General features: G+C 60.1%; 26 protein-coding genes. 5 read left to right on the top strand and 21 right to left on the bottom strand.

The annotated features are described in order from the left end of the window. Positions 1 to 74: 74 nt before the first annotated feature. Entirely contained in the window at positions 75 to 338 is a 264-nt protein-coding gene (locus BLW69_RS12860) for a hypothetical protein (protein ID WP_062457099.1), read from the bottom strand. A 219-nt stretch (positions 339 to 557) separates the two neighbouring features. Between BLW69_RS12860 and BLW69_RS12855 the strand changes: the two genes are divergently transcribed. Both BLW69_RS12855 and BLW69_RS12850 read left to right on the top strand, forming a co-directional pair. Then, positions 558 to 1,244 (top strand): fumarylacetoacetate hydrolase family protein, encoded by a 687-nt coding sequence (locus tag BLW69_RS12855; protein WP_092662274.1) that lies wholly within the window; start codon positions 558 to 560, stop codon positions 1,242 to 1,244. A gap of 22 nt (positions 1,245 to 1,266) precedes the next feature. Continuing rightward, the gene (locus BLW69_RS12850; RefSeq protein WP_092662272.1) at positions 1,267 to 1,794 is read left to right on the top strand and encodes a gamma carbonic anhydrase family protein; all 528 of its coding nucleotides are present in this window, start codon (positions 1,267 to 1,269) and stop codon (positions 1,792 to 1,794) included. 9 nt (positions 1,795 to 1,803) lie between these two features. Here the strand turns inward: BLW69_RS12850 and BLW69_RS12845 are convergent, their stop codons facing one another. The 3 genes from BLW69_RS12845 to BLW69_RS12835 are packed head-to-tail and all read right to left on the bottom strand — an operon-like array spanning position 1,804 to position 3,960. Further along, positions 1,804 to 2,226 (bottom strand): Fur family transcriptional regulator, encoded by a 423-nt coding sequence (locus tag BLW69_RS12845; RefSeq protein ID WP_092662270.1) that lies wholly within the window; start codon positions 2,224 to 2,226, stop codon positions 1,804 to 1,806. Beyond that, positions 2,223 to 3,050: a zinc ABC transporter permease subunit ZnuB gene (gene znuB, locus BLW69_RS12840; RefSeq protein WP_092662268.1), complete on the bottom strand. Its 828-nt coding sequence runs from the start codon at positions 3,048 to 3,050 to the stop codon at positions 2,223 to 2,225. Before znuB ends, BLW69_RS12845 begins: the two co-directional genes overlap by 4 nt. After that, positions 3,043 to 3,960 carry an ATP-binding cassette domain-containing protein gene (locus BLW69_RS12835; protein WP_092662266.1) on the bottom strand — a complete coding sequence of 306 codons (918 nt, stop codon included), beginning with the start codon at positions 3,958 to 3,960 and terminating at the stop codon, positions 3,043 to 3,045. Before BLW69_RS12835 ends, znuB begins: the two co-directional genes overlap by 8 nt. A gap of 151 nt (positions 3,961 to 4,111) precedes the next feature. On the opposite strand from BLW69_RS12835, the gene BLW69_RS12830 reads away from it, so the two are divergent. Further along, a complete protein-coding gene (locus BLW69_RS12830) occupies positions 4,112 to 5,053 on the top strand; it encodes a zinc ABC transporter substrate-binding protein (RefSeq protein WP_244508830.1) in 942 nt (313 codons plus the stop codon). 87 nt (positions 5,054 to 5,140) lie between these two features. Here BLW69_RS12830 and BLW69_RS12825 read toward each other — a convergent pair whose 3' ends face one another. From BLW69_RS12825 to BLW69_RS12785, 9 genes are all read right to left on the bottom strand, one after another. Continuing rightward, positions 5,141 to 5,482 carry an RcnB family protein gene (locus BLW69_RS12825; RefSeq protein ID WP_092662262.1) on the bottom strand — a complete coding sequence of 114 codons (342 nt, stop codon included), beginning with the start codon at positions 5,480 to 5,482 and terminating at the stop codon, positions 5,141 to 5,143. Positions 5,483 to 5,624: 142 nt separating this feature from the next. Continuing rightward, positions 5,625 to 7,235, bottom strand: a complete 1,611-nt coding sequence (locus BLW69_RS12820; protein WP_092662260.1) for a glycoside hydrolase family 43 protein — start codon at positions 7,233 to 7,235, stop codon at positions 5,625 to 5,627. An 84-nt stretch (positions 7,236 to 7,319) separates the two neighbouring features. Continuing rightward, positions 7,320 to 8,366 carry an L-glyceraldehyde 3-phosphate reductase gene (gene mgrA, locus BLW69_RS12815; RefSeq protein WP_092662565.1) on the bottom strand — a complete coding sequence of 349 codons (1,047 nt, stop codon included), beginning with the start codon at positions 8,364 to 8,366 and terminating at the stop codon, positions 7,320 to 7,322. 68 nt (positions 8,367 to 8,434) lie between these two features. Further along, positions 8,435 to 9,571 carry a Gfo/Idh/MocA family protein gene (locus BLW69_RS12810; protein ID WP_092662258.1) on the bottom strand — a complete coding sequence of 379 codons (1,137 nt, stop codon included), beginning with the start codon at positions 9,569 to 9,571 and terminating at the stop codon, positions 8,435 to 8,437. A gap of 26 nt (positions 9,572 to 9,597) precedes the next feature. Further along, entirely contained in the window at positions 9,598 to 10,359 is a 762-nt protein-coding gene (locus tag BLW69_RS12805) for a sugar phosphate isomerase/epimerase family protein (protein ID WP_092662256.1), read from the bottom strand. Positions 10,360 to 10,462: 103 nt separating this feature from the next. After that, positions 10,463 to 11,635, bottom strand: coding sequence for an ABC transporter ATP-binding protein (locus BLW69_RS12800; protein WP_092662254.1), 1,173 nt, complete (start codon positions 11,633 to 11,635; stop codon positions 10,463 to 10,465). A gap of 4 nt (positions 11,636 to 11,639) precedes the next feature. Beyond that, positions 11,640 to 12,548 carry a carbohydrate ABC transporter permease gene (locus BLW69_RS12795; RefSeq protein ID WP_162759450.1) on the bottom strand — a complete coding sequence of 303 codons (909 nt, stop codon included), beginning with the start codon at positions 12,546 to 12,548 and terminating at the stop codon, positions 11,640 to 11,642. Between the two features lie 46 nt (positions 12,549 to 12,594). Then, entirely contained in the window at positions 12,595 to 13,497 is a 903-nt protein-coding gene (locus tag BLW69_RS12790) for a carbohydrate ABC transporter permease (RefSeq protein WP_062457134.1), read from the bottom strand. Positions 13,498 to 13,594: 97 nt separating this feature from the next. After that, a complete protein-coding gene (locus BLW69_RS12785) occupies positions 13,595 to 14,824 on the bottom strand; it encodes an ABC transporter substrate-binding protein (protein ID WP_092662250.1) in 1,230 nt (409 codons plus the stop codon). A gap of 353 nt (positions 14,825 to 15,177) precedes the next feature. Here BLW69_RS12785 and BLW69_RS12780 point away from each other — a divergent pair, with 353 nt between their 5' ends. Next, positions 15,178 to 16,221 carry a LacI family transcriptional regulator gene (locus tag BLW69_RS12780; RefSeq protein WP_092662248.1) on the top strand — a complete coding sequence of 348 codons (1,044 nt, stop codon included), beginning with the start codon at positions 15,178 to 15,180 and terminating at the stop codon, positions 16,219 to 16,221. Between the two features lie 54 nt (positions 16,222 to 16,275). Here the strand turns inward: BLW69_RS12780 and gndA are convergent, their stop codons facing one another. Next, positions 16,276 to 17,709, bottom strand: coding sequence for an NADP-dependent phosphogluconate dehydrogenase (gene gndA, locus BLW69_RS12775; protein ID WP_092662246.1), 1,434 nt, complete (start codon positions 17,707 to 17,709; stop codon positions 16,276 to 16,278). A 163-nt stretch (positions 17,710 to 17,872) separates the two neighbouring features. On the opposite strand from gndA, the gene BLW69_RS12770 reads away from it, so the two are divergent. Continuing rightward, positions 17,873 to 18,346, top strand: a complete 474-nt coding sequence (locus tag BLW69_RS12770; RefSeq protein ID WP_244508811.1) for an SRPBCC family protein — start codon at positions 17,873 to 17,875, stop codon at positions 18,344 to 18,346. Here the strand turns inward: BLW69_RS12770 and BLW69_RS12765 are convergent. The 7 genes from BLW69_RS12765 to BLW69_RS12735 all read right to left on the bottom strand — a co-directional run bounded on the left by BLW69_RS12765 (position 18,278) and on the right by BLW69_RS12735 (position 24,573). Further along, positions 18,278 to 18,991, bottom strand: coding sequence for a PAS domain-containing protein (locus BLW69_RS12765; protein ID WP_162759449.1), 714 nt, complete (start codon positions 18,989 to 18,991; stop codon positions 18,278 to 18,280). The genes BLW69_RS12770 and BLW69_RS12765 overlap by 69 nt on opposite strands. Before the next feature lie 171 nt (positions 18,992 to 19,162). Further along, the gene (locus BLW69_RS12760) at positions 19,163 to 20,098 is read right to left on the bottom strand and encodes a lipid A biosynthesis lauroyl acyltransferase (RefSeq protein WP_062457157.1); all 936 of its coding nucleotides are present in this window, start codon (positions 20,096 to 20,098) and stop codon (positions 19,163 to 19,165) included. Between the two features lie 6 nt (positions 20,099 to 20,104). Continuing rightward, the gene (locus tag BLW69_RS12755; RefSeq protein WP_092662242.1) at positions 20,105 to 21,133 is read right to left on the bottom strand and encodes a zinc-binding dehydrogenase; all 1,029 of its coding nucleotides are present in this window, start codon (positions 21,131 to 21,133) and stop codon (positions 20,105 to 20,107) included. A 62-nt stretch (positions 21,134 to 21,195) separates the two neighbouring features. Continuing rightward, positions 21,196 to 22,482, bottom strand: coding sequence for a beta-ketoacyl-ACP synthase (locus tag BLW69_RS12750; RefSeq protein ID WP_092662240.1), 1,287 nt, complete (start codon positions 22,480 to 22,482; stop codon positions 21,196 to 21,198). An 11-nt stretch (positions 22,483 to 22,493) separates the two neighbouring features. After that, positions 22,494 to 23,690 (bottom strand): beta-ketoacyl-ACP synthase, encoded by a 1,197-nt coding sequence (locus BLW69_RS12745; protein WP_092662238.1) that lies wholly within the window; start codon positions 23,688 to 23,690, stop codon positions 22,494 to 22,496. Positions 23,691 to 23,792: 102 nt separating this feature from the next. Next, a complete protein-coding gene (locus BLW69_RS12740; protein ID WP_092662236.1) occupies positions 23,793 to 24,266 on the bottom strand; it encodes a 3-hydroxyacyl-ACP dehydratase FabZ family protein in 474 nt (157 codons plus the stop codon). Positions 24,267 to 24,288: 22 nt separating this feature from the next. Further along, positions 24,289 to 24,573, bottom strand: coding sequence for an acyl carrier protein (locus BLW69_RS12735; protein WP_092662234.1), 285 nt, complete (start codon positions 24,571 to 24,573; stop codon positions 24,289 to 24,291). Positions 24,574 to 24,604: the final 31 nt, after the last annotated feature.

Here is a 24,604-nt window from a genome sequence, read left to right as displayed (position 1 = left end):
GCTCTGAAACGACGTTCCCTGCCCCCACTGCGGTCAATGACCTCAACCTGCAGGTTGCCGGCATGACAGCCCATTCAGTGGACCGACTGGCCGTCGTCTTCTTCGAGGAAGCTTTTGATGCCGTCGCGCTCGGCGGTGGCAAGGAATTCCTCCCAGGCGTCCTTGTCGGTCGCGAACGTCTCTTCCCAGCTGGTCACGACTTCCGTCTGGCTGATGACCTCGAGCGTCCAGTCGCCATTTGTATCGGCCGGGCGATAGATATCGACGAGCACGGTGACGCCATCGTCTTCGAACTCACCGGCGAATTCTGAATGTTCGAGTTTGGGCTGTTTCGTCATCGGTGAAGAACCTTCGTTTTCGTGCTGTCTTTAGAGAGACGCCAGCTCAACACGCCGGCCCTTGTTCGGTTGCATGGCCGGCATATTTGCCGAATGCGCTTTCCCTTATAGCAAAGCGAAAATTCGCGCCAGCCGTACGGCTGCGCAGAAATCAGGCTAGGATTGTCGGCCGAATTGGTGGACAAAGGACGCATATTGATGACCGGAGGAATTTTTGCGATGCGCGCTACCGTGATCCCTGCCCCCAAGCCCGTGCTTCTTGATGTCGAGGGCGGGACCGAACAGTTCCCGGTGCGCCGGGTCTATTGCGTCGGCCGCAACTATGCGGACCACGCCATCGAAATGGGCCATGATCCCTCACGCGAACCTCCCTTCTTTTTCCAGAAAAATGCCGACAATCTCTATCATGGCGACACCTTTCCCTACCCGCCGGTCTCTTCCGATGTGCATTTCGAGGTCGAGCTGGTGATGGCGCTGTCCGGTGGCGGCGCAGACATTCCGGTCGAAGAGGCCCTGTCCAAGGTCTATGGCTACGGGATCGGCATCGACTTCACGCGGCGCGATGTGCAGGACAAGGCAAAGAAGATGAGCCGGCCGTGGGAATCGGCAAAGGCGTTCGAGCATTCGGCGCCCGTCTCCGCGCTCGTCCCGGCCGGAAAGATCGGACATCCGCAGGAAGGTGCGATTTGGCTCGAGGTCAATGGCGAGCGCAAACAGTCCGGCAACCTTAACCAGATGATCTGGAAACTGCCGGAAATCATCGCCGAGCTCTCGAAGCTTTTCGTGCTTGCACCTGGTGACGTGATCATGACCGGGACGCCGGCCGGCGTCGGTCCGATCATCAAGGGCGACACGATTACCTGCAGCGCCGAGGGTGTCGGAGAACTCTCTCTCACCGTGGTCTGAAGCACAAATCAGGGTTCAACAGATGCCGATCTACGCGCTTGGTGAATTCCAGCCTAAACTCCCCTCTGCCGACCGCTTCTGGATCGCGCCGGATGCGAACGTGATTGGCAAGGTGGAACTGGGCGAGGATGTCGGCATCTGGTTCGGCGTGACGCTTCGCGGCGACAACGAGCCGATCACCGTCGGCGCGCGGTCGAACATTCAGGAGGGCGTGATGGTGCATACCGATCCCGCCTACCCCGTCGTGATCGGCTCGGACTGCACGATCGGCCACCATGCGATCGTGCATGGCTGCATCATCGGCGATAATTCGCTTGTCGGGATGGGTGCTACCATTCTGAACGGCGCAAGGATCGGCCGCAACTGCCTGGTGGGCGCCAATGCGCTTGTCACCGAGGGGAAGGACTTCCCCGACAATTCGCTGATCGTCGGCTCGCCCGCCAAGGCGATCCGTACGCTCGACGATGACGCCGTCGAGCGGCTGCGGCAATCTGCGGCGCGCTATGTAGAAAACTGGAAGCGGTTTTCCCGAGATCTTAGAGCGCTCTGACCAAACGGACTACGCGGCACATTTCTCGCAGATGCCGCGGATCTCGATCGTCGTCTTTGATGGCTTGAAGCCCTTGCTGGACGCCCAGTCGCTGAGGTGGTGATCGACCTCGTGATCGTGGAATTCCAGCACCTGGCTGCAGCTTTCGCAGATCGCGAAGGCAACCGTGCCGTGGCCATGACCTTTTCCGCAGCATTCGCTTTCCCGGTGGGCGCAGGCGACGAAGGCGTTGAGGCTTTCGAGCCGGTGGACCATGCCGAATTCGGTCAGCTTGTCGAGCGCGCGGTAAACCTGAAGCGGTGCACGAAAGCCGTGGTCGCGCAGTTTGTCGAGGATCGTGTAGGCGCTGAGCGGCCCATCGGCACGGTCCAGTGCATCAAACACCAGCGACTGGTTCTTGGTCAGGGCCGGATTGACGATCGGGGCGTTCATCCGCGCACTCCTTTATTGGTTGCCCGCTCATTCGTTTTGCGGCCGAAGGCGGGAAGCAAACTCATGATGAAAAGTAGGAGTGCGGCCACCACGATGGAAGGGCCGGAAGGCGTATCATAGGTCAAAGAGCCGAAAAGACCGCCGACGACAGCTGCAGCACCGATCAGCGAGGCGAAGACCGCCATCCATTCGGGGCTTGCCGAAAAGCGTCTGGCCGTCGCGGCTGGAATGATCAGCAGCGAGGTGATCAGCATGATGCCGACGATCTTCATGGCGATCGCGATGACCAGCGCCATCAGAAGCATGAAGAACAGTTTTGCCTGCGCCGGCCGCATGCCCTCGGCTTCCGCAACGTCTTCGCTCACCGTCGAAGCGATGAGCGGGCGCCAGAGGAATGCCAGCGCTGCGACCACCACGATACCGCCACCCCAGATGAGCGCAATATCGGATGGCGTGACCGCCAGGATATCCCCGAACAGGAAGGCAATGAGATCGATCCGGACCCAGGTCATGAAGGCAACCAGCACAAGGCCGATCGCCAGAGCCGAATGCGAGAGGATTCCGAGCAGCGCATCCGCAGACAGCGACTGGCGACGCTGAAGGAGGAGCAGCAGGCCGGAGACGAGGACGGCGACGCCGAACACCGACAGAAGAAGATTGACCTCGAAAAACAGCGACAGCGCCACGCCGAGCAGCGCCGAATGCGCCATCGTATCGCCGAAATAGGCCATGCGCCGCCACACGACGAAGCAGCCGAGCGGTCCGGCTGTCAGCGCCACGCCGACGCCTGCGATCAATGCGCGGACGAAGAAGTCGTCAAGCATGAGGCTTGCCCTCACCGTGATGGTGATGGGCGTGGCCGCCATCGTGGTGATGGTGGTGGTCGTGCCCGGCAGCAGGCTCATGATGATGGCCGTCGTCGGGATGGCAATGATCGGTGATCGAGCCGTCGCGGTGCTGGACCCGACCATCCGGCAGATGGGTATGGTCGTGATTGTGGCTATAGACGGCGAGCGCACGGCCATTGGCGCCAAACAGCTTGGCATAGTCAGAACTCTGGCTGACCACTTCCGGCGTGCCACGGCAGCAGATATGACCGTTGAGGCAGATCACCGTGTCGGTCCCCGCCATCACCATGTGCAGATCATGCGAAATCATCAGGATGCCGCAACCCGTCGTGGTGCGGATCTTGCGGATCAGATCGTAGAGCGCTGCCTCGCCAGCGAAATCGACGCCCTGCACCGGCTCGTCCAGCACCAGCAGGTCCGGCTTGCGTGCCAAGGCGCGGGCCAGCAGCGCGCGCTGGAATTCGCCGCCCGACAGGTGCCGGACTTCGGCGTCTGCCAGATGCGCGATGCCGGTCGCTTCGAGCGCTGCGATCGTATCCTGATCGGAAATCGAGCTCGTCAGCCGCATCAGGCGACGAACCGAAAGCGGCATCGTCCAGTCGATCGAAAGCTTTTGCGGCACATAGCCGATGCGCAGGTCGCGGCTACGGGTAACGGCACCCTCGTCTGCCTTCAGAACGCCGATCGCCATCTTGGCGGTCGTCGACTTGCCGGCGCCATTGGGTCCGATCAGCGTCACCACTTCGCCGCGGGCAATCGACAGATCGACGCCGCGCACCAGCCAGCGATTATCCCGGAAAATGCCGGCATTCGACAGCGATACGAGTTTCGCTGCGGCCTTTGCATGATCTCCAAGCGGCAGGTCGGCCCGGTTTCTCATCAGCATGGTCGTCTAAAAATCCTGTTGTCAGGCCTCTTGCAGACCCTCATGGCACACGTTATAGCATAACGCAATTGATGTAATAACATTACGTCATTTCACAAGGAGCTATCCGATGAAATTTGCCGCAACCCTCCTCCTCTCATGCTCGGCCCTGATGACCGCATCGAACGCATTTGCCGATGCACCCAGCGTCGTGGTCTCGATCAAGCCGATCCATTCGCTGGTCGCCTCGGTCATGAAAGGCGTGGGCGAGCCGAAGCTGATCGTCGAGGGCGCGGCCTCCCCGCATACCTACAACATGCGCCCATCCAACGCGTCGGCCCTGCAGAAAGCCGACCTGATCTTCTGGGTCGGCCATGGCATGGAAGCGTTTTTGGAAAAGCCGCTTGAGGCGCTCGGCGCCAAGGCTGCCGTGGTAAGCCTGGAAGACGCGCCGGGCCTGACCAAACTGAAGTTCCGCGAGGGCGGTGTGTTCGAGCCGGAAGCCGAAGAGGAAGGCCATGATCACGGACATAGCCACGGCAGCGAGGATCACGCCGCCGCCGCGGAAGATGACGGCGATCACGACCATGACGGCAACGATGTGCATCTGTGGCTCGACCCGATGAATGCCAAGGCGATGGTGGAGGATATTGAAAAGGCGCTTGTGCAGGCCGACCCGGAAAACGCCACGACCTACCAGGCGAACGGGGCTGATATGATGAAGCGGCTCGATGCGCTCGACACGGAACTGAAGACCACGCTCGAGCCGGTCAAGGACAAGCCTTTCATCGTATTCCACGACGCCTACCAGTATTTCGAGAACCGCTACGGCGTGAAGGTTGCGGGATCGATCACGGTGAGCCCGGAATCCATTCCCGGCGCCGAGCGCGTGAAGGAAATCCACCAGAAGGTGGAGGAGCTTGGCGCCACCTGCGTGTTCGCCGAGCCGCAGTTCGAGCCAAAGCTGGTGAAGGTGGTGACGGAAGGAAGCAAGGCGCGTTCCGGCGTTCTTGATCCGGAAGCAGGCGCACTGACCGAGGGGCCGGATCTCTACTTCGATCTGATGCGTGGTCTCGCAACCTCGTTGAAGACCTGCCTGTCGCAGGCTTCCTGATCTCCAGGACATTCGCGGTGTTGCGACCTGCGATGCCGATCAGAGATAGTTGGGGGACGTCGAACACTCGACGTCCCCCAACTCAGTTCAACGACCGGAGATGATGTTTGCGATCACGCCGCTGGTGATGCCGACGAGAATGAAGTCGTTATCAACCTTCACCCAACGCTGGCCGCGCGGCGGGGCCGAGAGACGGTAGCGGCGATAATCGCGGACTTCCGCCATATGGCGGCGCTCAGCGGCCGACATACGATGACCCCGCACCCAGCGCTTCTTGGTGACGACGACTTTCTTCTTTTCAATGACGACATGCTTGCCGGCCGGGCGGTGATGCTCCTGCCCCTTGCGCCAGTCCTGCGCCTGCGCCGTGGAGGCGATCGGGGCGAGCAGAACCGTTGCGGCTAGCATGGCAATGATGAACTTCTTCATGGTTGTTTCCTCGTATTGAACACACGAGAGAATTAGAGCCCAACCGATGAACGCGAAATGAATGCAATATTAAACTTACGTAATGATCCTAGTGTCTTGGCGTCTGATCCTAACACCGGAAGTTAAGCGCTTCGGGAGTTCTTCACTCGGTCGGCTTGTACACGAAGTCGTCGAAGTCAGCATGCTTCGCACGACCTGATGTATCGAAGGCGAACATTCCGACGAATGCGCCGGTGAATGAGCCATGCTCGCCGCGTCCACCTTCGTCTGAGATGACAGAGGCGTCCAGCTTCGGTCCGATCGGCTCCCAGTCGTTCGCTCCACCTGCGCGCCAGAAGAACTGAAGGTCATTGTCATCGACTTCGATCGCCAGATGCACCGGTCCGTCCGGCACCGGCACGCCGCGTCCGGCTGGCCAGACGAGCTTCGCATGCGGGAAGTCGCCGGGGCATGACAGCACTGTGACAACGCGGCCGAGCTTCTCGTGCAGCGTGACGGCAACGGCGTGCAGCTTGTGGCGATTGTAGAAATGGGTAAGGCCCGCCACCTGCTGATAGGTATCGGGCAAGAAATCGACGACCGTCTCGGCGCGGAAGCGATGGTGCTCCTGCCTGCGGGCAACGAGCGCCTGCTCGAACCAGGAACCGATGCTTTCCCGGCCGATCAGGCGCAGATGTCCGGGGCGCTCCGTCAGGCTGAAGATCCGCTCCGGCTCCGGCGTGCGCAGCCACTGGAATTCGCTCGGCAGCACCGCCGTGTCGAACCGGTGCGCTACGCGACCGGTATCCTGAGCCACCTCGGTGCCGTTCGTCACAGGGACGTCGACGGCTGGAACCACGCCGCCATGTTCGAGATAGAGCCAGTCGTCCTTCCAGACGCATTTCTGCAGGGCCGTCTCGCGCCCGAGCGGTGAGCGGCGATGCGGTTCGATCGGTCGGCTGCAGAGGTGGGTGTGATAGACCTCTCCTTCCGGCGTCTCCACATACTGCCCATGGCCGGACCGCTGCAGCTCCGCCTCCGGTGCATCCTTGGACGTGATCAGATGGTTATCGGGATGTAGCTCGTAGGGGCCGCCAATCGCCTTCGACCGGGCCATCGTCACGGCGTGGCTATAGCCTGTGCCGCCTTCGGCCGTCGTCAGATAGTACCAGCCATTGCGCTTGAAGAGATGCGGGCCTTCGACAAGGCCGAGAGCGCTGCCCGGAAAGATATTGCTGATGGGACCCGTCAACGTCTTCGTCTTGGCGTCCCATTCCTGCATGAGGATGCCATCGAACGCGGGCGATTTCGGCGCGCCGCCAAAGCTCTCGGTCCGGTGGTTCCACTGCATGTTCAGGAACCACTTTCGCCCGTCGTCGTCGTGAAACAGCGTCGGATCGAAGCCGGAGGAATTGACATAGATCGGGTCCGACCATTCACCTTCAATCGTCGGCGATATGACGATGTAGTTGTGAGCGTCCTTGAAGCTGCCGTCGAACCGTTTCACGTCGGTATAGACCAGCCAGAACAATCCGTCCGCATAGGAGAGGCACGGCGCCCAGACGCCGCAGCTGTCGGGATTGCCGCGCATGTCGAGCTGGCTTTTCCGCTCCAGAGGCCGCCGCACGAGCGTCCAGTTCACGAGGTCGCGGGAGTGGTGGATCTGAACGCCCGGATACCACTCGAATGTGGAGGTCGCGATATAATAGTCCTCGCCGACACGGCAGATCGATGGATCGGGATTGAAACCCGGCAGGATCGGATTGCGGATCATGGATTTCCTCCGGTGGTCGTAAAGTCTCAGGGCGCAGACTGCTCTCTCCTCAGTCTGCACCCGTGTCTCCCGCTGTGGGGAGGTTCACTTGCGGGCGGGACCCTCGCGTTCAGCCGATGCTGCCCAGAGGTTGATATCGGCTTCCTTGGCGAAACCGTCGATCTCGGACAGTTCGTCTGCCGTAAACTCCGGGTTCTCCAGCGCCTTGACGCAATCCTCGACCTGTTCCGGACGGCTGGCGCCGATCAGCGCCGTGGTCACGCGGCCGCCGCGCAGAACCCAGGCAAGCGCCATCTGCGCCAGCGTCTGGCCTCGCCTTTCGGCAATGGCGTTCAGACCCTTCAGGTTCTCGACATTCTTGTCGTTGAGGAAGGCCGGACGCAGCGACTTGCCTTGTGCGGCGCGGCTGTCTTCGGGAATGCCGCCCAGATATTTCGAAGTGAGCATACCCTGGGCCAGCGGCGAAAACACGATCGAGCCGACGCCGAGATCATCCAGCGTGTCGAGTAGACCGTCTTCCTCGACCCAGCGATTGATCATCGAATAGCTCGGCTGATGGATGAGAACAGGCGTGCCGAGCGCCTTCAGGATCGCCGTAGCTTCCCGCGTGCGCTGCGAATTGTAGGACGACAGGCCGACATAAAGCGCCCTGCGCGAGCGAACGATGTGATCCAGCGCGCCGCAGGTCTCTTCCAGTGGTGTATCCGGATCGAAGCGGTGCGAATAGAAGATATCGACATAGTCGAGACCCATGCGCTTCAGGCTCTGGTCGCAGGATGCGATCAGGTACTTGCGGCTGCCCCATTCGCCGTAGGGGCCGGGCCACATGTTGTAGCCGGCTTTCGACGAGATGATCAGCTCATCCCGCAGCCCGTGAAAATCGTCGCGCAGGATCTGGCCGAAGGCCGTTTCGGCGCTGCCAGCCTTCGGGCCATAATTGTTGGCAAGGTCGAAATGGGTGATGCCGAGATCGAAGGCTTTTCTGCAGATATCGACCTTGCGCTGGTGCGGCGTGTCGTCACCGAAATTGTGCCACAGACCCAGCGAGATCGCCGGGAGTTTGAGGCCGGACCGGCCGCAGCGATTGTATTTCATGGTGTCGTAGCGGTTGTCCGCCGGGTGCCAAGCCATCTCTGAAAAATCCTCCGAATGGAAAACGGCGCCGACCTCTTCTTCGGCGCCGTGCACGTCATAGAGTATCAGACAAGAAGCGCCAGCGCCTCATCGATACCGAGTGCGGCCGGTTGGGTGCAGGTCGTTGTGGTCGCAACGAAATTGCCCTCTTCCCCGGATTTCAGGATCGACGTCATCACGTCGACGCCGTGGAGCGCCCGGTCGATCGAGCAGCGGATGTCGCGCCCCTCGATCAGGGCCATGGCCATGTCGGCCAGACCTGCGGTGCGATAGTTTGCACGCGGACCGTTCGTCGGATGCTCCTGGTTGTTTTTGCTGAAAGGATGATCCCAGTCCTTGAGCGGCTGGATATCCTTGTCGCGGCCGCTTGCTTCCACCACGCCACCGAAGAAGTTCGGGTCGGGCACGTAGATCGAACCTTCCGTGCCGTAGAGTTCCATATTGGCATGGCGATGCGACCAGACATCCCAGCTGGCCGAAAGCGTGATCGTTGCGCCTGCCGCGAACTCGAGCAGCGCGTGGATGTTGGTCGGGGTCTCGACCGGGATGCTCTGTCCCTTCAGCGGTTCGCTGGTGATCGTGCGCGTTGGATTGGCCATCGACGTCAAGGCCGCGACCCGTTTCACGGGGCCGAGGAAGTTGACGAGGTTGGCGATATAGTACGGCCCGAGGTCGAGGATCGGCCCGCCGCCGTTGAGGAAGAAGAAGCCTGGGTTCGGGTGCCACATTTCCATGCCCGGGCTCATGACATGGCATGTACCCGACGTGATGCGTCCAACGCCGCCGTCATCGATGTATTTCCTCGCCAGCTGGTGCGCGCCGCCTAAAAACGTGTCCGGCGCGCAACCGATCGCCAGGCCCTTTTCCCGTCCAAGCGCCTGCAGCTGCTTTCCCTCTTCCAGCGTGATGGTCAGCGGCTTTTCGGAATAGACATGCTTGCCGGCCTCGAGAATGGCTTTCGAGACCTCGAAATGCGCGGCCGGTATCGTCAGGTTGACGATCACGTCCAGCTCGTCATTGGCGAGCAGCTCCGGAATGGTCTGCGCCTTGACGCCGTATTCTGTTGCCCGCTGCCGAGCCGCCTCGGGATTGAGGTCGGCGCAGGCCAGAACCTTGATCCCCTTAAACAGCGGAGACAGCGCGAAATAGGTCATGGAAATGTTGCCGCATCCGATGATGCCGACGCCAAGTTCCTTGGTCATGGGAAACTCCGATCCAAGTGATGAATTCAGTAGGTCTTGAAGGCGGCCATCGAACGGGACGCGAGCCGCTCGATATCCTTCGGATTGTCGTGCTCCAGCACGAAGTGCTTGGCGGGTGTCTTCTTCAGTGCCGCCATCAGATCTTTCCATGGCACGGTGCCATGGCCGACATCGGCCCATCCATCTTCATCGGTATTTTCGCCCGCTGGCGCGATGTCCTTGACGTGCACCGCCGAGATCTTTTTGCCGTAGCTTTCGATCCAGGTGAACGGATCGGCGCCGCCACGGACGACCCAGGCAATATCCGCTTCCCAGCTCAGATCAGGGCCGCCGGCAAAGATCTGTTCCTGTGGCGTGGAACCATCCGGCAACTGCTTGAACTCGAAATCGTGGTTGTGCCAGCCGAATGTATAGCCGGCGTCCTGATAGCGTTTTCCGGCTTCCTGCATGCGCTGACCGAAGGCAAACCACCCTTCCGCATCCGTGGGTCGCTGATCGGCTGCGAGATGGGGGCAATAGATGGCACTGATGCCGAGCGTCTTTGCGATCAGCAGTGCCTGGTCAGGCTCCTGTTCGAGGAGGTCGAGACCGAAATGGCCTGTGGGCATCGTGAGTTCGTTCGCATCGAGCTCTGCACGAAACTTCTGAAGACCGGCCTCGTCGAGCGTTCCGTAGAGACCGCCATAGCCCTCGACCTCACGGTAGCCGTGACTGGCCACGAGTTTCAGAACATCGGATAGCGGCGGGAAATTGCGGGCGCTGTAAAGCTGGAAACCGAGCGTCGTCATGTCATTCTCCTTGAAATGAAACTTTGGTCCGCGGAAAGCGAGAATACCGCTCCCACGGATGGTCACCCTCTTGGGGAGTGGTGAACTATTGAAAAGCTGCGGATCAGATCCGCTCCTCGGTCGCCGCATCGAACAGCGACGCCATGGTCATGTCGAAGCCCAGCCGGACCTTCGATCCGACAGCGTAACGACGGGCCCCGCCGACGCGAACGGACAGAGTGTGAGCGGCGAGTTTCAGCCAGATGAGATTGTCTGCACCCATCGGCTCCTCGATGTCGACGATCGCCTCATGGATTTCCTCTCCGGCGATATCGGCATCGACCTTGATATGCTCCGGACGGACGCCGAGGACGACCTTGCGCCCGGGCGTTAACGGTTCACATGCGCTGTAACCGTCGAGCAGGAAGCTGACGCCGTTCGTCTTGAACACGGGACGGCCGCCCTCTTCCGCCAGCTCGCCATCCAGGAAATTCATCGAGGGTGAACCGATGAAGCCCGCGACAAACTTGTTCTTCGGTCGGTTGTAGATTGTGACCGGGTCGGCAAGCTGCTGGATGACACCGCTCTTCATGATGGCGATGCGGTCTGCCAGCGTCAGCGCCTCGATCTGGTCGTGGGTCACGTAGATCATCGTGTTCTTGAGCTGCTGATGCAGCCGCTTGATCTCGACGCGCAGCTCGGATCTGAGCTTTGCGTCCAGGTTGGAAAGCGGCTCATCGAACAGGAACACGTCCACATCGCGCACCAGGGCACGGCCGATCGCGACGCGCTGCCGCTGTCCGCCCGAGAGAGCTGCAGGCTTTCGTTGCAGTAGCGGTTCAATCTGCAGGATCGCCGAGGCACGTGCCACGCGCTTGGCGATATCTTCCTTCGGCAGTCCGGCAACCCGCAGGCCGAAGGACAGGTTCTTTTCCACCGTCATCTGCGGGTAAAGCGCATAGGACTGAAACACCATGCCGATGCCGCGATCCTTGGGTTCCTCCCAGGTGACATTGCGGCCCTTGATGAAGATCTGGCCATCGGTCGGCTCCAGCAGGCCGGCGATGCAGTTGAGGAGCGTCGATTTCCCGCAGCCGGAGGACCCGAGCAGAACCAGGAATTCACCATCGTGAATGTCGAGGTTCAGGTCTTCGAGAACGGTGACTGCCCCGAAGGACAGCGACAGGTCGCGGATCGAGACGCTGTGCTCGCCCGATACGGCAGAGGCTTCGGGCAACGAGGTTGCACCTGGGGGAAATGCGTTGATGTGTGGTGTCTGGACGGAAAGATCGGTCATGGGGTCATCCCTTCACTGCGCCAGCGGCGATGCCGCGGACGAAAAGGCGGCCGGATACGAAATAGACGATGAGAGGAACGGCACCAGTCAGGAGCGTTGCCGCCATATTGACGTTGTATTCCTTCACCCCCTGCACGGAGTTGACGATGTTGTTGAGCTGCACCGTCATCGGGTAGCTGTCGGGCCGCGTAAAGACGACGCCGAACAGGAAGTCGTTCCAGATGCCGGTGACCTGCAGGATCATCGCCACCACGAAAATCGGTAGTGCCATGGGCAGCATGATGCGCCCGTAGATCTGCCAGAACCCGGCCCCATCGATGCGGGCAGCCTTGAACAGTTCTTCCGGCAGCGAGGTGAAATAGTTGCGGAACAGAAGCGTCAGGATCGGCATGCCGAAGATGGTATGGACGATGATCAGCCCGGTCAGGGTTCCGTAGATCCCGATCTCACGCAGGATGATGACGATCGGATAGATCATGACCTGGTAGGGGATGAAAGCTCCGATGATCAGGATGGAGAAGAACAGCTCCGACCCTTTGAAGCGCCAGTTGGCGAGCGAGTAGCCGCTGACCGAGGCGATGAAGATCGAGACCACCACAGATGGCAAAAGGATGCGGACGGAGTTCCAGAAGCCGCGTGACAGGCCGTCGCAATTCAGGCCGGTGCAGGCTTCTGCCCATGCCTTTACCCAGGGCTCGAACGTGATCTCCATGGGCGGCGAAAAGACGTTGCCCATGCGTATCTCGGGCATGCCCTTCAGCGATGTCACGACCATCACGTAGAGCGGCAGAAGGTAATAGAGTGCCGCAAGGCCGAGCGTGCCGTAGAGCATGATATTGCGGCGTGAAAGCCTGCGCTTTGGTTTGCGACCGCTCGGGCCCTCCAGTGCGCGTGACGGTGTTGTCGCCAGCACTACGTCATCTGTGACGACGTTCGATGTGGTGTCGAAAGTGGAAACGTTAGCCACGCTTGCGCCCTCCGAATTCGAGATAAGCCCATGGGACGATGATGATGGCGACGGTGAGCAGCATCATGGTCGATGCGGCAAAGCCCTGGCCAAGGTTCTGCGCCTGAAACATGTAGTCGTAGACATATTTCGCAGGCACTTCGGATGCGTTGCCGGGTCCGCCTGAGGTCTGCGCCACAACGAGGTCGTAGAGTTTGACGATGCCGCTCGCGATGATGACCAGCGTGGTGATGAAGACCGGACGCATCATCGGGATGACGATGAAGAGGTAGGTCCGCCACATCGGAATGCCGTCGACGCGCGACGCTTTCCAGATATCCTCGTCGATGCCGCGAAGACCTGCGAGCATGAGGCACATGACGAGCCCCGTGCCCTGCCACAGCCCGGCAATCAGGATGCCGTAGATGACGATGTCGGGGTCATAGACCGGATTGAATTCGAAGGTCTCCCAACCGAGCGACCGGACGATGTGCTGGATGCCGAATTCGGGGTTCAAGATCCATTGCCAGACGAGGCCGGTGACGATGAAGGACAGCGCGAACGGATAGAGAAAGATCGTCCGGAAAACGTTTTCGAAGCGGATCTTCTGGTCCATCAGCGCGGCGAGCACAAAGCCGACAACGAGGCTGAAGATCAGCGACAGGATGCCGTAGATCGCGAGATTCTGGATGGAGATCAGCCAACGTGCCGAGCCCCACAAGCGCTCGTACTGATCAAACCCGACGAATGTTGCGCGCGGCAGAAGTCTCGAATTGGTAAATGAGTAGATGACCGTCCAGACGGAACCGCCGAGGAAAATTACCAGCGCGACGAAGATCATCGGGATGGAGGCAATTTTCGAATTCAGGTTGCGAAACAGCTGGTTTGGTCTGGCAGATTGATGGGTTTTCGCCATGTGTTGTCCTCGATCGGCTGCAGCGTGAAGGCCGCAGGTTTCCGGGCCGGCCCCGCGCTGATGCGGGGCCGGTCAAGGTCAGCGATTTGAAGCGGTGTCAGTCCGCAGAGCTGATGATATCGACGAAGCGCGCCTGAGCATCCTTCACGGAGATGGAGCTGCTGAAGAACTCCGACATCAGATCTTCCTTCTGTTTCTGCGTATCGGCAGAGACAAGCTGGTCGGTGCTGGTGGCGGTGTTACCCTTGGCGATGATCGCGATACCCTTCTTCATGCAGTCGTTGGCGGCTGCCATGTCGATATCGCCACGGATCGGAACCGATCCCTTTTTCAGGTTGAATGCGACCTGTAGCTTGGGATCGACGATCGTTTCGGCGAGAACGTTCTGCGCCTCCGACTTGGCTTCATCCTTCAGCAATGGGAAATAGATGGCATCGCCGTTGGTTGTCAGCACGTCGTTGATGCCGAGCCCTGGCAGGCAGGTGTAGTCGGTGCCGGCAGTCTTTCCTGCCAGCGAGAACTCACCCTGTGCCCAGTCACCCATGACCTGGCCACCGGCCTTGCCGGTCAGCACCATGTTGGTGGCCTGGTTCCAGTCCTGTACGTTCGAACCCTTGGCGAGTTCGCGTGCCTTGTCGGCTGCTGCAAAGATCTTGGCCATTTCAGGCCCTGCAGCAACCTTCGCGTCCTTGTCCTTGTAGACCTTCTCGTAGAGGTCTTTGCCGCCCAGCGAGATCAGCAAGGTATCGAACAGGCCATTGGCCTGCCACGGCTGACCACCCAGTGCCAAAGGCTGGATACCGGCCTTCTTGAGCGCGGGCGCTGCTGCGACGAACTCGTTCCAGTCCTTCGGAACGGCAACGCCTGCCGTCTTGAAGGCTGCGTTCGAGAGCCACAGCCATTGCCACGAGTGGATGTTGATCGGGGCACAATAGATCTTGCCCTCGAACGTGCAGCTGTCGAGCAGGTTGGCAGGCTTGATAACCTCTTTCCACTTGCCCTTCTCAGCCACATCGCTCAGGTCTCGCATGAGACCCGACTGGACCAGTTCTTCGGCCTGCCGGCCGTGGTTGAACTGCGTGGCGCCCATCGGGTCACCACCGGTGATCCGGCTGATCATGATCGGCCGCGCGGTTCCTCCCGAACCTGCGATGGCTCCATCAACCCATTTGTTGCCGGTAGCATTGAAAGCGCCTGCCAGTTCCTTGACAGCTGCAGCCTCTCCCCCCGACGTCCACCAATGGGTGACCTCAAGATCGGCTGCCTGAACAAAGCACGGCAATGCCACGGTGGCAGCCATAACGGCTGCTAAAGCACGGATGCGCATGAGTCTCCTCCCTCACTGAAACGTTGCAGTAAAAGGCTAGGACAAACATCGATGGAGGGCAACCGAAAATCGCGTGAAAGATTTGGAGCAGGTTCGCAGCAATGTCCGACAGCAGCCCGCGTGCTTCGTGTTGATGCACTTATCTCGTTACATAACAATGCTTTATAGAATTATCAAATTGATCCTTCTTCGCAGACGCAAAAGAATTGTGCGTCTGCGTTGTAACGGGTATATCGACGGCAAGTCGTTGGTTTTCAGCGAAAATAGGACTGTATCGTTGCAGATTTTTACCGTATGAACGGTGCTTGTGGAGAAGGTCGCAGTCGCCGGTAATCTCCGAGAAAGCTGCAGCCATGGATGAAGACAAACGTAGATCCTTCGGGACGATCGGCAATCAACGCCCGACCCTTAAGACAATTGCCTACATGACGGGGCTGGGTATCACGACGGTGTCGCGGGCCCTCAAGGATGCACCCGACATCGGTGCCGACACGAAGGAACGCGTTCGACTTGTGGCCGGCCAGCTCGGCTATCACCCGAACCGGGCGGGCGTCCGGTTGCGCACAGGCAAGACCAATGTGATCGCGCTCGTGCTCAGCATCGAACAGGAACTGATGGGCTTTTCCAGCCAGATGGTGCAGGGCATTTCCGAGGTTCTCGGGGGCACCCAGTATCACCTCGTATTGACGCCCCACTCGTTCGAGAAAGACCCGATGGTGCCGGTGCGCTATATCCTTGATACGGGATCGGCAGACGGCGTGATCATCTCGCGGATTGAGCCGGACGATCCGCGTGTGCGGCTGATGACGGAGCGCAACCTGCCTTTCGTCACCCACGGCCGAACCAATATGGGGATCGAACACCCCTACCACGACTTCGACAATACGGCGTTTGCCTATCAGGCGGTCGAGCGGCTCGCCAAGCGAGGCAGGCGGCATATCTGTCTGCTCGCCCCACAGAGCAGGTTTGCCTACTATACCCATAGCCGCATCGGCTTCGAACGGGCGCTAGCCGACTTTGGCCTGAGCGAGGTGCCGATGGGACGGATCACGACGGAGACGTCGCTGGAGGATATCAGAGCCTATTCGGAGAAGCTGTCGCGGCTTCCGCAACCGCCTGATGGAATCATTTCGATGAGCGGCTCTGCAACGATCGCGATCGCCTCAGGCCTTGAAGCTTCCGGTCGAAAACTCGGCCGCAATGTCGATATCGTCTCAAAGCAGTCGGCCGAATTTCTCAACTGGATCAGGCCGGAAATCCTTGCCGTAAACGAGGACATCCGTTGGGCGGGACGGGAACTTGCAAAGGCCTTGCTGGCCCGAATCGATGGGGCGGCCCCAGAGCTTTTGCAAAGCGTCAGCCAACCGGAATGGTCGATCAAGTCACCACAGGACTGATCGAATGCAAAAAGCCCGGCGCTTGGCCGGGCTTTCCGTGTTTGCAAGATAGCCTTAGGCGAAGTCGGCGAGCCCGCTGCCCCACGGGCCATGGTGCTTGTCGACGCCATCGAGACGATCGAAACCGTGGGCACCAAAGAAGTCGCGCTGCGCCTGGATGAGGTTCGCTGTCCCGCGACCACGGCGGTAGGCATCGAAGTAGGACAGCGCGGAGGAGAGTGCCGGAACCGGCAGGCCGGACATGACGGCATAGGAGACAACGCGGCGCAGTGCGCCATCGGTGTCTGCGACCATCTGGGCAAATGCCGGTGTCACGATCAGGTTTGCAACATCCGGGTCCTTCGAGAAGGCCGAGGTGATCTCATCGAGGAAGGCCGAACGGATGATGCAGCCATCGCGCCAGATCTTGGCGATCGTCGGCATCGGCAGGTTCCAGCCATACTCCTTGGAGGCGGCAGCCATGACGGCAAAGCCCTGCGCATAGGCGCCGATCTTGGCCGCAAGCAGCGCGTTTTCGAGATCGGCGAGAAACGCCGCGCTGTCTACCGGCGCATCGATCGCTTTCGGCAGGCCAAACTGCTTTTCTGCGGCGAGGCGCTCGGTGCGCTGAGACGACAGAACACGCCCGGCGACGGCGGCCTCGATCGCGGTTGCCGCGACACCCATGTTCTGGGCTTCGATGACCGACCACTTGCCGGTGCCCTTCTGGCCGGCGGAATCAACGATCACGTCGACCATCGGCTTGCCGGAAATCGGGTCCTTTGCCTTCAGGACCTTTTCCGAAATCTCGATCAGGTACGAATTCAGGCGGCCGGTATTCCACTTGCCGAAGACGTCGCCAATTTCGGTGGCGCCCATGCCGAGACCATCGCGCAGGATGCCGTAGATTTCGGCAATCATCTGCATGTCAGCGTATTCGATGCCGTTATGGATCGTTTTCACGAAATGGCCGGCGCCGTTTTCACCGAGCCAGGCGACGCAGGGTTCATCGTGGAATTTCGCGGAGATCGAGGTCAGCACCTTCTCGACGCGCTTCCAGCTTTCCTCAGCACCGCCGACCATGATCGACGGTCCATGGCGTGCGCCTTCTTCCCCACCGGATACGCCCATGCCGATAAAGGTCAGGCCGGAACCTTCGAGGTTTTCGAAACGGCGCATCGTATCGCGGAAGTTGGCGTTGCCGGCATCGATCATGATGTCGCCCTGCGAAAGATAGGGCTTCAGGAGCTCCATCTGCTGATCGACCGGATCGCCGGCCTTGATCATGATGATGATCGGGCGTGGGGGCCGGATTGCAGCGATGAATTCTTCCAAGGTCTCGCAAGGAACGATCTGGCCTTGCAACGCGCCCGCCTCGGCGTAGAATTTCTTGGTAACTTCCGCTGTCCGGTTGAAGACGGCGATCTTGTTGCCTTTTTCCGCGATGTTGAGCGCGAGGTTTGCACCCATAACGCCAAGACCGATAAGACCGATTTCTGCCTGTTCCACGGATATGCCTCCAGTTTTAATTTGACGCTGTTTTGGCATCCTCGTTTCCAAACGGCAAGGCTAAGACGAAAGCGAGCCCGTTTATTCGCGGATGCGCCGGCTCGTGCGATCAAGAGAATTTCGGAGTGGCATGCCACTCGGCGTAGAACCCAAGGAGGCCCTCATGACGGTCATGCCCACACGCGTAATCCACCTCTCGATCGAGCGGAACTGGAGGGATGTCTACGCATTTGCAAAGCGTCCGGAAAACATGGCAAGCTGGGCTTCCGGCCTTGCAGCAGACCTGCGCGCCGAAGGTGAAGACTGGATCGGCGATGGCGGTCCGGTTGGAACAATCCGTGTTCGCTTCGCTCCCGACAACGACTTCGGCGTGATCGATCACAGGGTCACGTTGGAAAACGGGCTCTCGATGGACAACGCGCTGCGTATCATACCGAACGGTGATGGAGCTGAAGTTCTGTTCACCCTTTTGCGCCAACCCGGTACCGACGATGCGGCGCACGAAACGGATGCCGCGCATGTCCTTAAGGATCTGCAGTCGCTGAAGGCAATCATGGAACGCTCAGCGTCAGGCCGCAGGCCTCTTCCGCCGATCGGCGGTCTCTTGAATGACCAGGAGAACACCGATCATCGTTGAAGACCGCTGGAACGGCGACATGCGGCAGCGAAGCACAAGCGTCTCGCCTCCGACTTGATCTGCATAGGTGACCGACGTGCTTTCGCCTTCGAAGCAGCGGTCCAGGTTCGGCTTGAACTCGTTTCGGAATCGATGGAGACCGACAAATTCCCCGAGATGCCGGCCGACGAGTTCCTCACGGGGAATGTTCAGCCGCTGCGCGTTCGTCTCGTTGGAATAGAGAATGCGGTAACCGGGAGCGACGACAAGAATGCGGTCCGAAAGCTGGTTCAGGAGAGAATCGTCGAGAATGCCGCTGGAGACGGCTTTGTCAATCGGCGACGATTGGTCCTGCCCCTCACCGGGAGCTCCCGGCGCTTCCGCACAGGTGGTCTGCGGTGCAAGATACCGCTCGACCAGGGTCTGCAGGAGGTGAGCGTTGCGCCGAACGCAGCTGCGATCGTCCGCTTCCTCATTCAGGAGGTCGAGCGCAAAACGGAACTGGGCCTGAATGCTGCCGGCATCGGATTCGGCGCTGCCAAAGATCGCCAGGAGCAAAGGATCAAGTTCGCGGTCGAGACTGGCTGTCAAAGCCTCGTCTTCGCGGTCGATCGCCTGCTGTAGCTCTCCATATTTCGACCAGAAAAGATCGATCAATGCTTGCAAGACAATGCCCTCTCCACACGAGCCTCACGTCAGCCGTGGCCCTCTGAGACGACTGCGTCCAATCTCGTATAATACATCACACGTTAAATGTAGTCTCAAAAACGGCCCCTAAAAATGGCCGGTAAATACCCGTAGACGCTTGCAACACACGAGAATTGTGGCCTCAGAAAATCAATCTGTGACCGTTTTCTTGATGTGCCAGCGGTCGTGATACCACAGCCACTGTTCAGGGTATTCCCGCACCCAGGATTCGACCTTGTCGTTCAGGACCTGAGACGTGCCCTGGATGTCGAGATTGCCGCGTTCGTCGCGCGGAAGTTCGATGCGAGGCTCTATCTCAAGGCGAAAACGGTTGTTCGGGAGACGGATGCAGCGGGCCGGATAGACATCCGCATCAAACTGACGCACGAGCTTGGCAAGAAGCGGGTTCGTCTTAACAGGGCGTCCGAAGAAATTGGTCGACAAGCCTTTTCTGAACTTCTGGTCGACGAGGACACCCACCCCCCCGCCCGCGTCCAGGCGCCTTGCCAGCGAGAAGGATGACCCCGCATGCGACGGCACGAGCTGCCCCATGCGGGCACTGCGGAACGAGAAGACCTTATCGGCGATGTAAGGGTTGTTCGGCGGACGGAACAACACCATGACCTCGAGACCAAAGGCCTTGCCGGCGACAGGCAGGAGCTCGAAATTGCCGGTGTGGGCGGTAAAGACGATAAACGGACGTGGGTTGTCGCGCAGGTCCAGGAAGATCGGGGTGCCCGAGACTTCCACCCTGCCCGGCTCTGCCTGTTCGGGGTCGAAATCGAACAGCCGGTCGAGGAAGACATATTCGGCGGCGAGCCTGCCCATGTGTCCCCAACTCGCGACAGCGATCTCCTGCAGCTCCGCCTCACCCTTTTCCGGAAAGGCGTTGCGCAGATTGGTCATCATCAGTTTATGACGCCAGAATTTCGGCCCGATGTAGCGTGCGAAGCGATCGGCAAACCGGATCGCCGGATCCGCCGGAAAGATCTTCAGGAAATTCAGCAGCCCGAACGTGAGCTGCGCCACCAGCCATTGGCGGAAGTGGATAAGCTTCAGAACAATCCGGGTAATGACCATCTTCATCAGTGGTCAGTCCATCCTCAGGACGATCTTGCCGAAGATCTGGCGGCTCTCCATGCGGGCAAATGCCTTGTGGATTTCATCAAACGTGACTTCTGTGTCGATCACCGGATGAACGATGCCCTGGGCCATCTTCTGCATGGCATCGGCCATGTTCTCCATGCGGCAGCCAAACGAGCCGATGAGCTTCAACTGCTGCTGGAACAGCATCATCAGATTGAGGTCGGTGGAAACACCCGAGGTGGAGCCGCAAGTGACGAGGCGTCCGCCGCGCTTCATGCACAGCATGGAACCCGCCCAGGTATCCTTGCCGACATGTTCGAAGACGACATCGACGCCCTTCTTCTTGGTCAGCTTGCGCACGACGCCTTCAAACCGATCGACGCGGTAGTTGATGACATGATCGGCGCCGAGGGCCTTGGCCTTCTCGATCTTGTCGTCCGAACCGACCGTGGTGATGACCGTGCAGCCCATTTTCTTTGCCAGCTGGATGGCGGCAGATCCGATGCCCGAGCCACCGGCGTGAATGAGAATGGTCTCGCCGGGCTGGAGCTTGGCGTTGTCGAACAGCATATGCTCGACCGTGCCGAACGTGACAGGCGCGAGTGCAGCTGCAACGGCATCGACGCCCGGAGGTGCCGGAACGAGAAGACGGGCCGGAAGATTGGCCTTTTCCTGCGCGAAGCCATCGAGATGGAAGCCATGAACACCCGAGACATTTTCGCAAAGGTTGTCGCGCTTTTCGCGGCACGCCTTGCAGAGACCACAGGTACGGGCGCCGTAAATCGACACGAGCTGGCCGGGCAGAACATTCGAGACGCCCGGACCGATGGCTTCCACGATACCGGAGGCTTCGGCGCCGATCGTCAGCGGCATCTTGCGCTTGGCGAAGGCCATGCCCCGCCAGCCCCAAACGTCGATGTGATTGAGGGCAACGGCCTTGACGCGCAACGTCACTTCGCCGGGACCCGGCGCTTCCGGCTCGGGAATATCGACGGCTTCGAGCTTGCGGTCATCAATCAGTTGCAGCGCGCGCATAACAAGTCATCCTTCGCCCGTTGGAGCGTTCAAAAGTCTACCAAAAGTCTTGGGGGCTCGCCTTACGCCGGTTCCAGCGTCATGACAAGGCTGGCGTTCTGGCCGCCGAAGCCGAAGGAATTGGACAGAACCGCCCTTGGCGCACCGTCCCGCTTCACATTCGGCACCACATCAAGCTCGATCGTCGGATCGGCATTGGTGTAGTTGATGGTCGGCGGCAGAGTGCCGGTCAGCATCGTCTGGATCGAGAATACGGCTTCGACAGCACCGGCTGCCGTCAGCGTATGGCCGATCATCGACTTGTTCGACGATACCGGAATCCCCTTCAGCCCCTCGCCGAACACGGCGAGCATGGAGCTATATTCCATCTTGTCGTTTTCCGGCGTCGATGTGCCGTGAGCGTTGATATAGCCGATGCCGCTTTCGTCCATGCCCGCATCTTCGAGCGCCGCACGGATCGTGGCGATCGCCGGGCCGCCGTCCGGGGACGAGCGGGTGCGGTGGAAGTGATCGGCCTTCTCGCCGAGACCCTTGACGATGCCGAGCACCTTGGCGCCGCGGGCTATGGCCGACTGCAGGGATTCCAGAACGAGCGTTGCCGCCCCTTCGGCGATGACGAAACCGTCGCGGTCCTTGCTGAACGGCTTGGACGCCTTTTCCGGCGGGTCGTTTTGTGTCGAAAGTGCTGACAGGAGCGAGAAACGCACAAGTGCCTCGACGCTGACCGAACCGTCTGTCGCTGCGACCAGCGCCTTGTCGGTCCGACCCTGGCGGATCGCCTCGACGCCGAGCTGGATCGCCGTTGCACCGGAGGCGCAAGCCGTCGACAGTGTTACGGGAAGGCCACGGGTGCCGAACTTGTCGGCCAGGCGCTCCGAGATCGAGCCGAACTGGACGGCTTCGAGGAAGACAGGATCGGGACGCTCGCGCATGGCGGTCAGGAAGCGATCGTAGGCATCGCCTTCGCGCGTCGATGGCGGCGCGCGGTCTGCGAGCGCGAAACGGTCGGACCATTCCGGTTCGACAGGCGGCGCTGCCAGAAACAGTGGTCCATCGAAATCGCCGGACAAACCGGCCTGCGCCAACGCCTCTGCAGTCGTCTCGCGGGCAAAGGCAAACGAGCGCTCGACCGAGTTTTCGGCTGGAACCTTGATGAAATCGACCGTGCCGCTGATGCGGGTCGATAGGCCTTCGGTCGGGAAACGGGTGATCTTGTGAATGCCTGACGTGCCTGAGGTCAGCGCTGACCAGTTGTCCTCAAGGCCCTGGCCGAGCGAGGTGATGACGCCCATGCCGGTTACCGCGACGATTGGCCGGCCGAGATGATCCGTAAAGCGGTTGTCGCTCATGACTGTCTCCTTCACGCCTTGGCAGAGAGGACTGCAATCCCCTCGCCGCGTGTATATCCAACTGTAGTGACAATCGCCTGCTTTGCTGTGGACGCCATTGGCGTCTCGTTTTCAGCGTCGAAGGCCGGAACTTTGGCGGCAGAGTCGAGCGTCAGCGCCGCAAGAGCAATGCCGAGCGGGAACTGCGCTTCCATCGCATGGCCGGTGACGCCGCCAAAGCCGCGGATGGCGGAACCAGGGAAAGCCTGCTCCAGAGCAGCCTTCTCGCGCTTGGCGAGATCGACCATGCCGCTCGCGCCGGAGAACACGACGGTTTCCGCACCTGGCGTGCCGTCGGCTGCGAGCCGCGACATGCGCTTCTCAAGCCCGCCATCGTCACGGTTGCCGCGATCGCCTTCGACGGCATCGATCGTTGCGTAGATCCGAGCGCCACGCGCCTGCGCATAGCCGCGGGATTCGAGCACGAGGAAGGCGCCGACAGAACCTGTGATCATGCCACCGCCATTGTCCGGCGAGCGAGACCACAATGGCTGCCATTCGCCGGTCGCGTGGGCACGGATGCCCTCGACCAGTAAAATGATATCGGCGCGTTCCGCCACGAAGGCGCCACCGACGAGACTGTGGGTCGACTGGCCCGCCTTGATGCGGTGGAAGGCGGTTTCGATGGCCGAGATACCGGCCGATTCTTCGCCCATGAAGGTGCGGGACGATCCGGTGACCTTGTGGACGATCGAGATATTGCCAGCCATCAGGTTCGAAAGCTGGGCAAGAAACAGGGTGGGACGCAGCTCCGTCGTCAGCTTCTCATTCAAGACCATGTCGCGATCGTTGCGCTTCAGGGCTTCGTCGACGATCAGCGAGTCGACCTTGATGTCGCGCTCACCGCCGCCGGCTGCAACGATCATGTCCATCGAGGCGCAGGCGTCCGCATCCGTCTTCAGGCCGGCGTCATCAAGAGCGAGCCCCGCGGCGAAAACGCCGAGGCGCTGCCAGTTCTCCATCTGGCGCTGATCGCCGCGCTTGGCGATCTGTGCGGACCAGTCGATCTCAGGCATGGGATGGACAGGATAGGGTTTGAAACGCTCAGTTTCGACCTTGGGCTCGTCGATGGACGATCCCGTCAGAAACGCGACATGCGGCTCTATGCCGACGCCGAGCGAGGTCACGATACCGACCCCGGTAATCACCACATCATTGTCAGACTTCATAACTGTCCTCTTTGCGCGGCCATTGACCAGCGACGACATCAGGCACGACGAGACACTCTAGAGCCGGTCCGTCCGGGCCGCATTATTCCTGAAGGCTATGCGTCAGGCGCCGGCCTGCATCGCCGCAATGAGGCCGATCTCTTCGGCGCGCTTGCGCACGATCGGCGCCAGCGGAACTTCACTGAACGGCATTGTCCGCAGCTTGAGCTGCGCATCGCAGACCTTTTTGCCGCCGGACGTAATCTTAGCCTTCGTCACCATGTAGCCGGAACCCTCATGCTCCAGAAACGCCTCGATGTCGAGCACGGCGTTCGGCTCGACAAACGCACGCATCTTGGCACTGTCCACCGACATCAGGAATGGCATCGCGGCGAAATCGGTCGCCGCAAGAACCAGCATTCCGGATGCCTGCGCCATGGTTTCGATCAAAAGCACGCCCGGCACGAGCGGCATTCCCGGAAAGTGCCCTTCGAAAACAGGGCTCTTTTCAGGAACGACCGAGCGTGCAGTCAGCGTCTTTCCCGCGAGATCAAGCGTTTCCACCCGATCAATCATCTGGAAATATTCAAGCAGCATGAACTTGCGTCGGCTTTGGGCTTTAGCCCTTTGCCGCCTTCAGTTCGTCGATCTTGGCGCAGAGGTTCTTCAGAACGAAGTATTCCTCCGTCGAGACCTTGCCCTCGTTCACTTCCTGGGTCCACTGCTCGAGCGGGATCTTGATCCCGAATTCCTTGTCGATCGCGAAAACGATGTCGAGGAAGTCCAGGCTGTCGATGCCAAGATCGTCGATCGTGTGGCTCTCCGGCGTGATCGTCTCGCGGTCGATCTCGCTGGTTTCAGCGATGATGTCGGCAACTTTGTCGAATGTAGCAGTCACGCCCATGTCCTTTTAAAAAGTCTGTATTCGGTGTTCC

Source organism: Rhizobium sp. NFR12 (assembly GCF_900108545.1).
GTDB classification, from domain to species: domain Bacteria; phylum Pseudomonadota; class Alphaproteobacteria; order Rhizobiales; family Rhizobiaceae; genus Neorhizobium; species Neorhizobium soli.
The sequence above is the reverse complement of the archived record's forward strand: the minus strand, read 5'-3'. Positions and strand labels throughout refer to the sequence as shown.

Coding starts and splice junctions, on each gene's coding strand:
- BLW69_RS12830 (WP_244508830.1), top strand. CDS start 4,112: ATGACCGCATCGAACGCATTTGCCGATGCACCCAGCGTCGTGGTCTCG.
- BLW69_RS12745 (WP_092662238.1), bottom strand. CDS start 23,690: ATGAAGTCTGACAATGATGTGGTGATTACCGGGGTCGGTATCGTGACC.
- BLW69_RS12835 (WP_092662266.1), bottom strand. CDS start 3,960: ATGCTGATGAGAAACCGGGCCGACCTGCCGCTTGGAGATCATGCAAAG.
- BLW69_RS12790 (WP_062457134.1), bottom strand. CDS start 13,497: ATGGCGAAAACCCATCAATCTGCCAGACCAAACCAGCTGTTTCGCAAC.
- BLW69_RS12770 (WP_244508811.1), top strand. CDS start 17,873: ATGACGGTCATGCCCACACGCGTAATCCACCTCTCGATCGAGCGGAAC.
- BLW69_RS12740 (WP_092662236.1), bottom strand. CDS start 24,266: ATGCTGCTTGAATATTTCCAGATGATTGATCGGGTGGAAACGCTTGAT.
- BLW69_RS12785 (WP_092662250.1), bottom strand. CDS start 14,824: ATGCGCATCCGTGCTTTAGCAGCCGTTATGGCTGCCACCGTGGCATTG.
- BLW69_RS12860 (WP_062457099.1), bottom strand. CDS start 338: ATGACGAAACAGCCCAAACTCGAACATTCAGAATTCGCCGGTGAGTTC.
- BLW69_RS12760 (WP_062457157.1), bottom strand. CDS start 20,098: ATGAAGATGGTCATTACCCGGATTGTTCTGAAGCTTATCCACTTCCGC.
- BLW69_RS12810 (WP_092662258.1), bottom strand. CDS start 9,571: ATGACCAAGGAACTTGGCGTCGGCATCATCGGATGCGGCAACATTTCC.
- BLW69_RS12850 (WP_092662272.1), top strand. CDS start 1,267: ATGCCGATCTACGCGCTTGGTGAATTCCAGCCTAAACTCCCCTCTGCC.
- BLW69_RS12825 (WP_092662262.1), bottom strand. CDS start 5,482: ATGAAGAAGTTCATCATTGCCATGCTAGCCGCAACGGTTCTGCTCGCC.
- BLW69_RS12805 (WP_092662256.1), bottom strand. CDS start 10,359: ATGACGACGCTCGGTTTCCAGCTTTACAGCGCCCGCAATTTCCCGCCG.
- BLW69_RS12750 (WP_092662240.1), bottom strand. CDS start 22,482: ATGAGCGACAACCGCTTTACGGATCATCTCGGCCGGCCAATCGTCGCG.
- BLW69_RS12735 (WP_092662234.1), bottom strand. CDS start 24,573: ATGGGCGTGACTGCTACATTCGACAAAGTTGCCGACATCATCGCTGAA.
- znuB (WP_092662268.1), bottom strand. CDS start 3,050: ATGCTTGACGACTTCTTCGTCCGCGCATTGATCGCAGGCGTCGGCGTG.
- BLW69_RS12800 (WP_092662254.1), bottom strand. CDS start 11,635: ATGACCGATCTTTCCGTCCAGACACCACACATCAACGCATTTCCCCCA.
- BLW69_RS12820 (WP_092662260.1), bottom strand. CDS start 7,235: ATGATCCGCAATCCGATCCTGCCGGGTTTCAATCCCGATCCATCGATC.
- BLW69_RS12855 (WP_092662274.1), top strand. CDS start 558: ATGCGCGCTACCGTGATCCCTGCCCCCAAGCCCGTGCTTCTTGATGTC.
- BLW69_RS12845 (WP_092662270.1), bottom strand. CDS start 2,226: ATGAACGCCCCGATCGTCAATCCGGCCCTGACCAAGAACCAGTCGCTG.
- BLW69_RS12780 (WP_092662248.1), top strand. CDS start 15,178: ATGGATGAAGACAAACGTAGATCCTTCGGGACGATCGGCAATCAACGC.
- mgrA (WP_092662565.1), bottom strand. CDS start 8,366: ATGGCTTGGCACCCGGCGGACAACCGCTACGACACCATGAAATACAAT.
- BLW69_RS12755 (WP_092662242.1), bottom strand. CDS start 21,133: ATGCGCGCGCTGCAACTGATTGATGACCGCAAGCTCGAAGCCGTCGAT.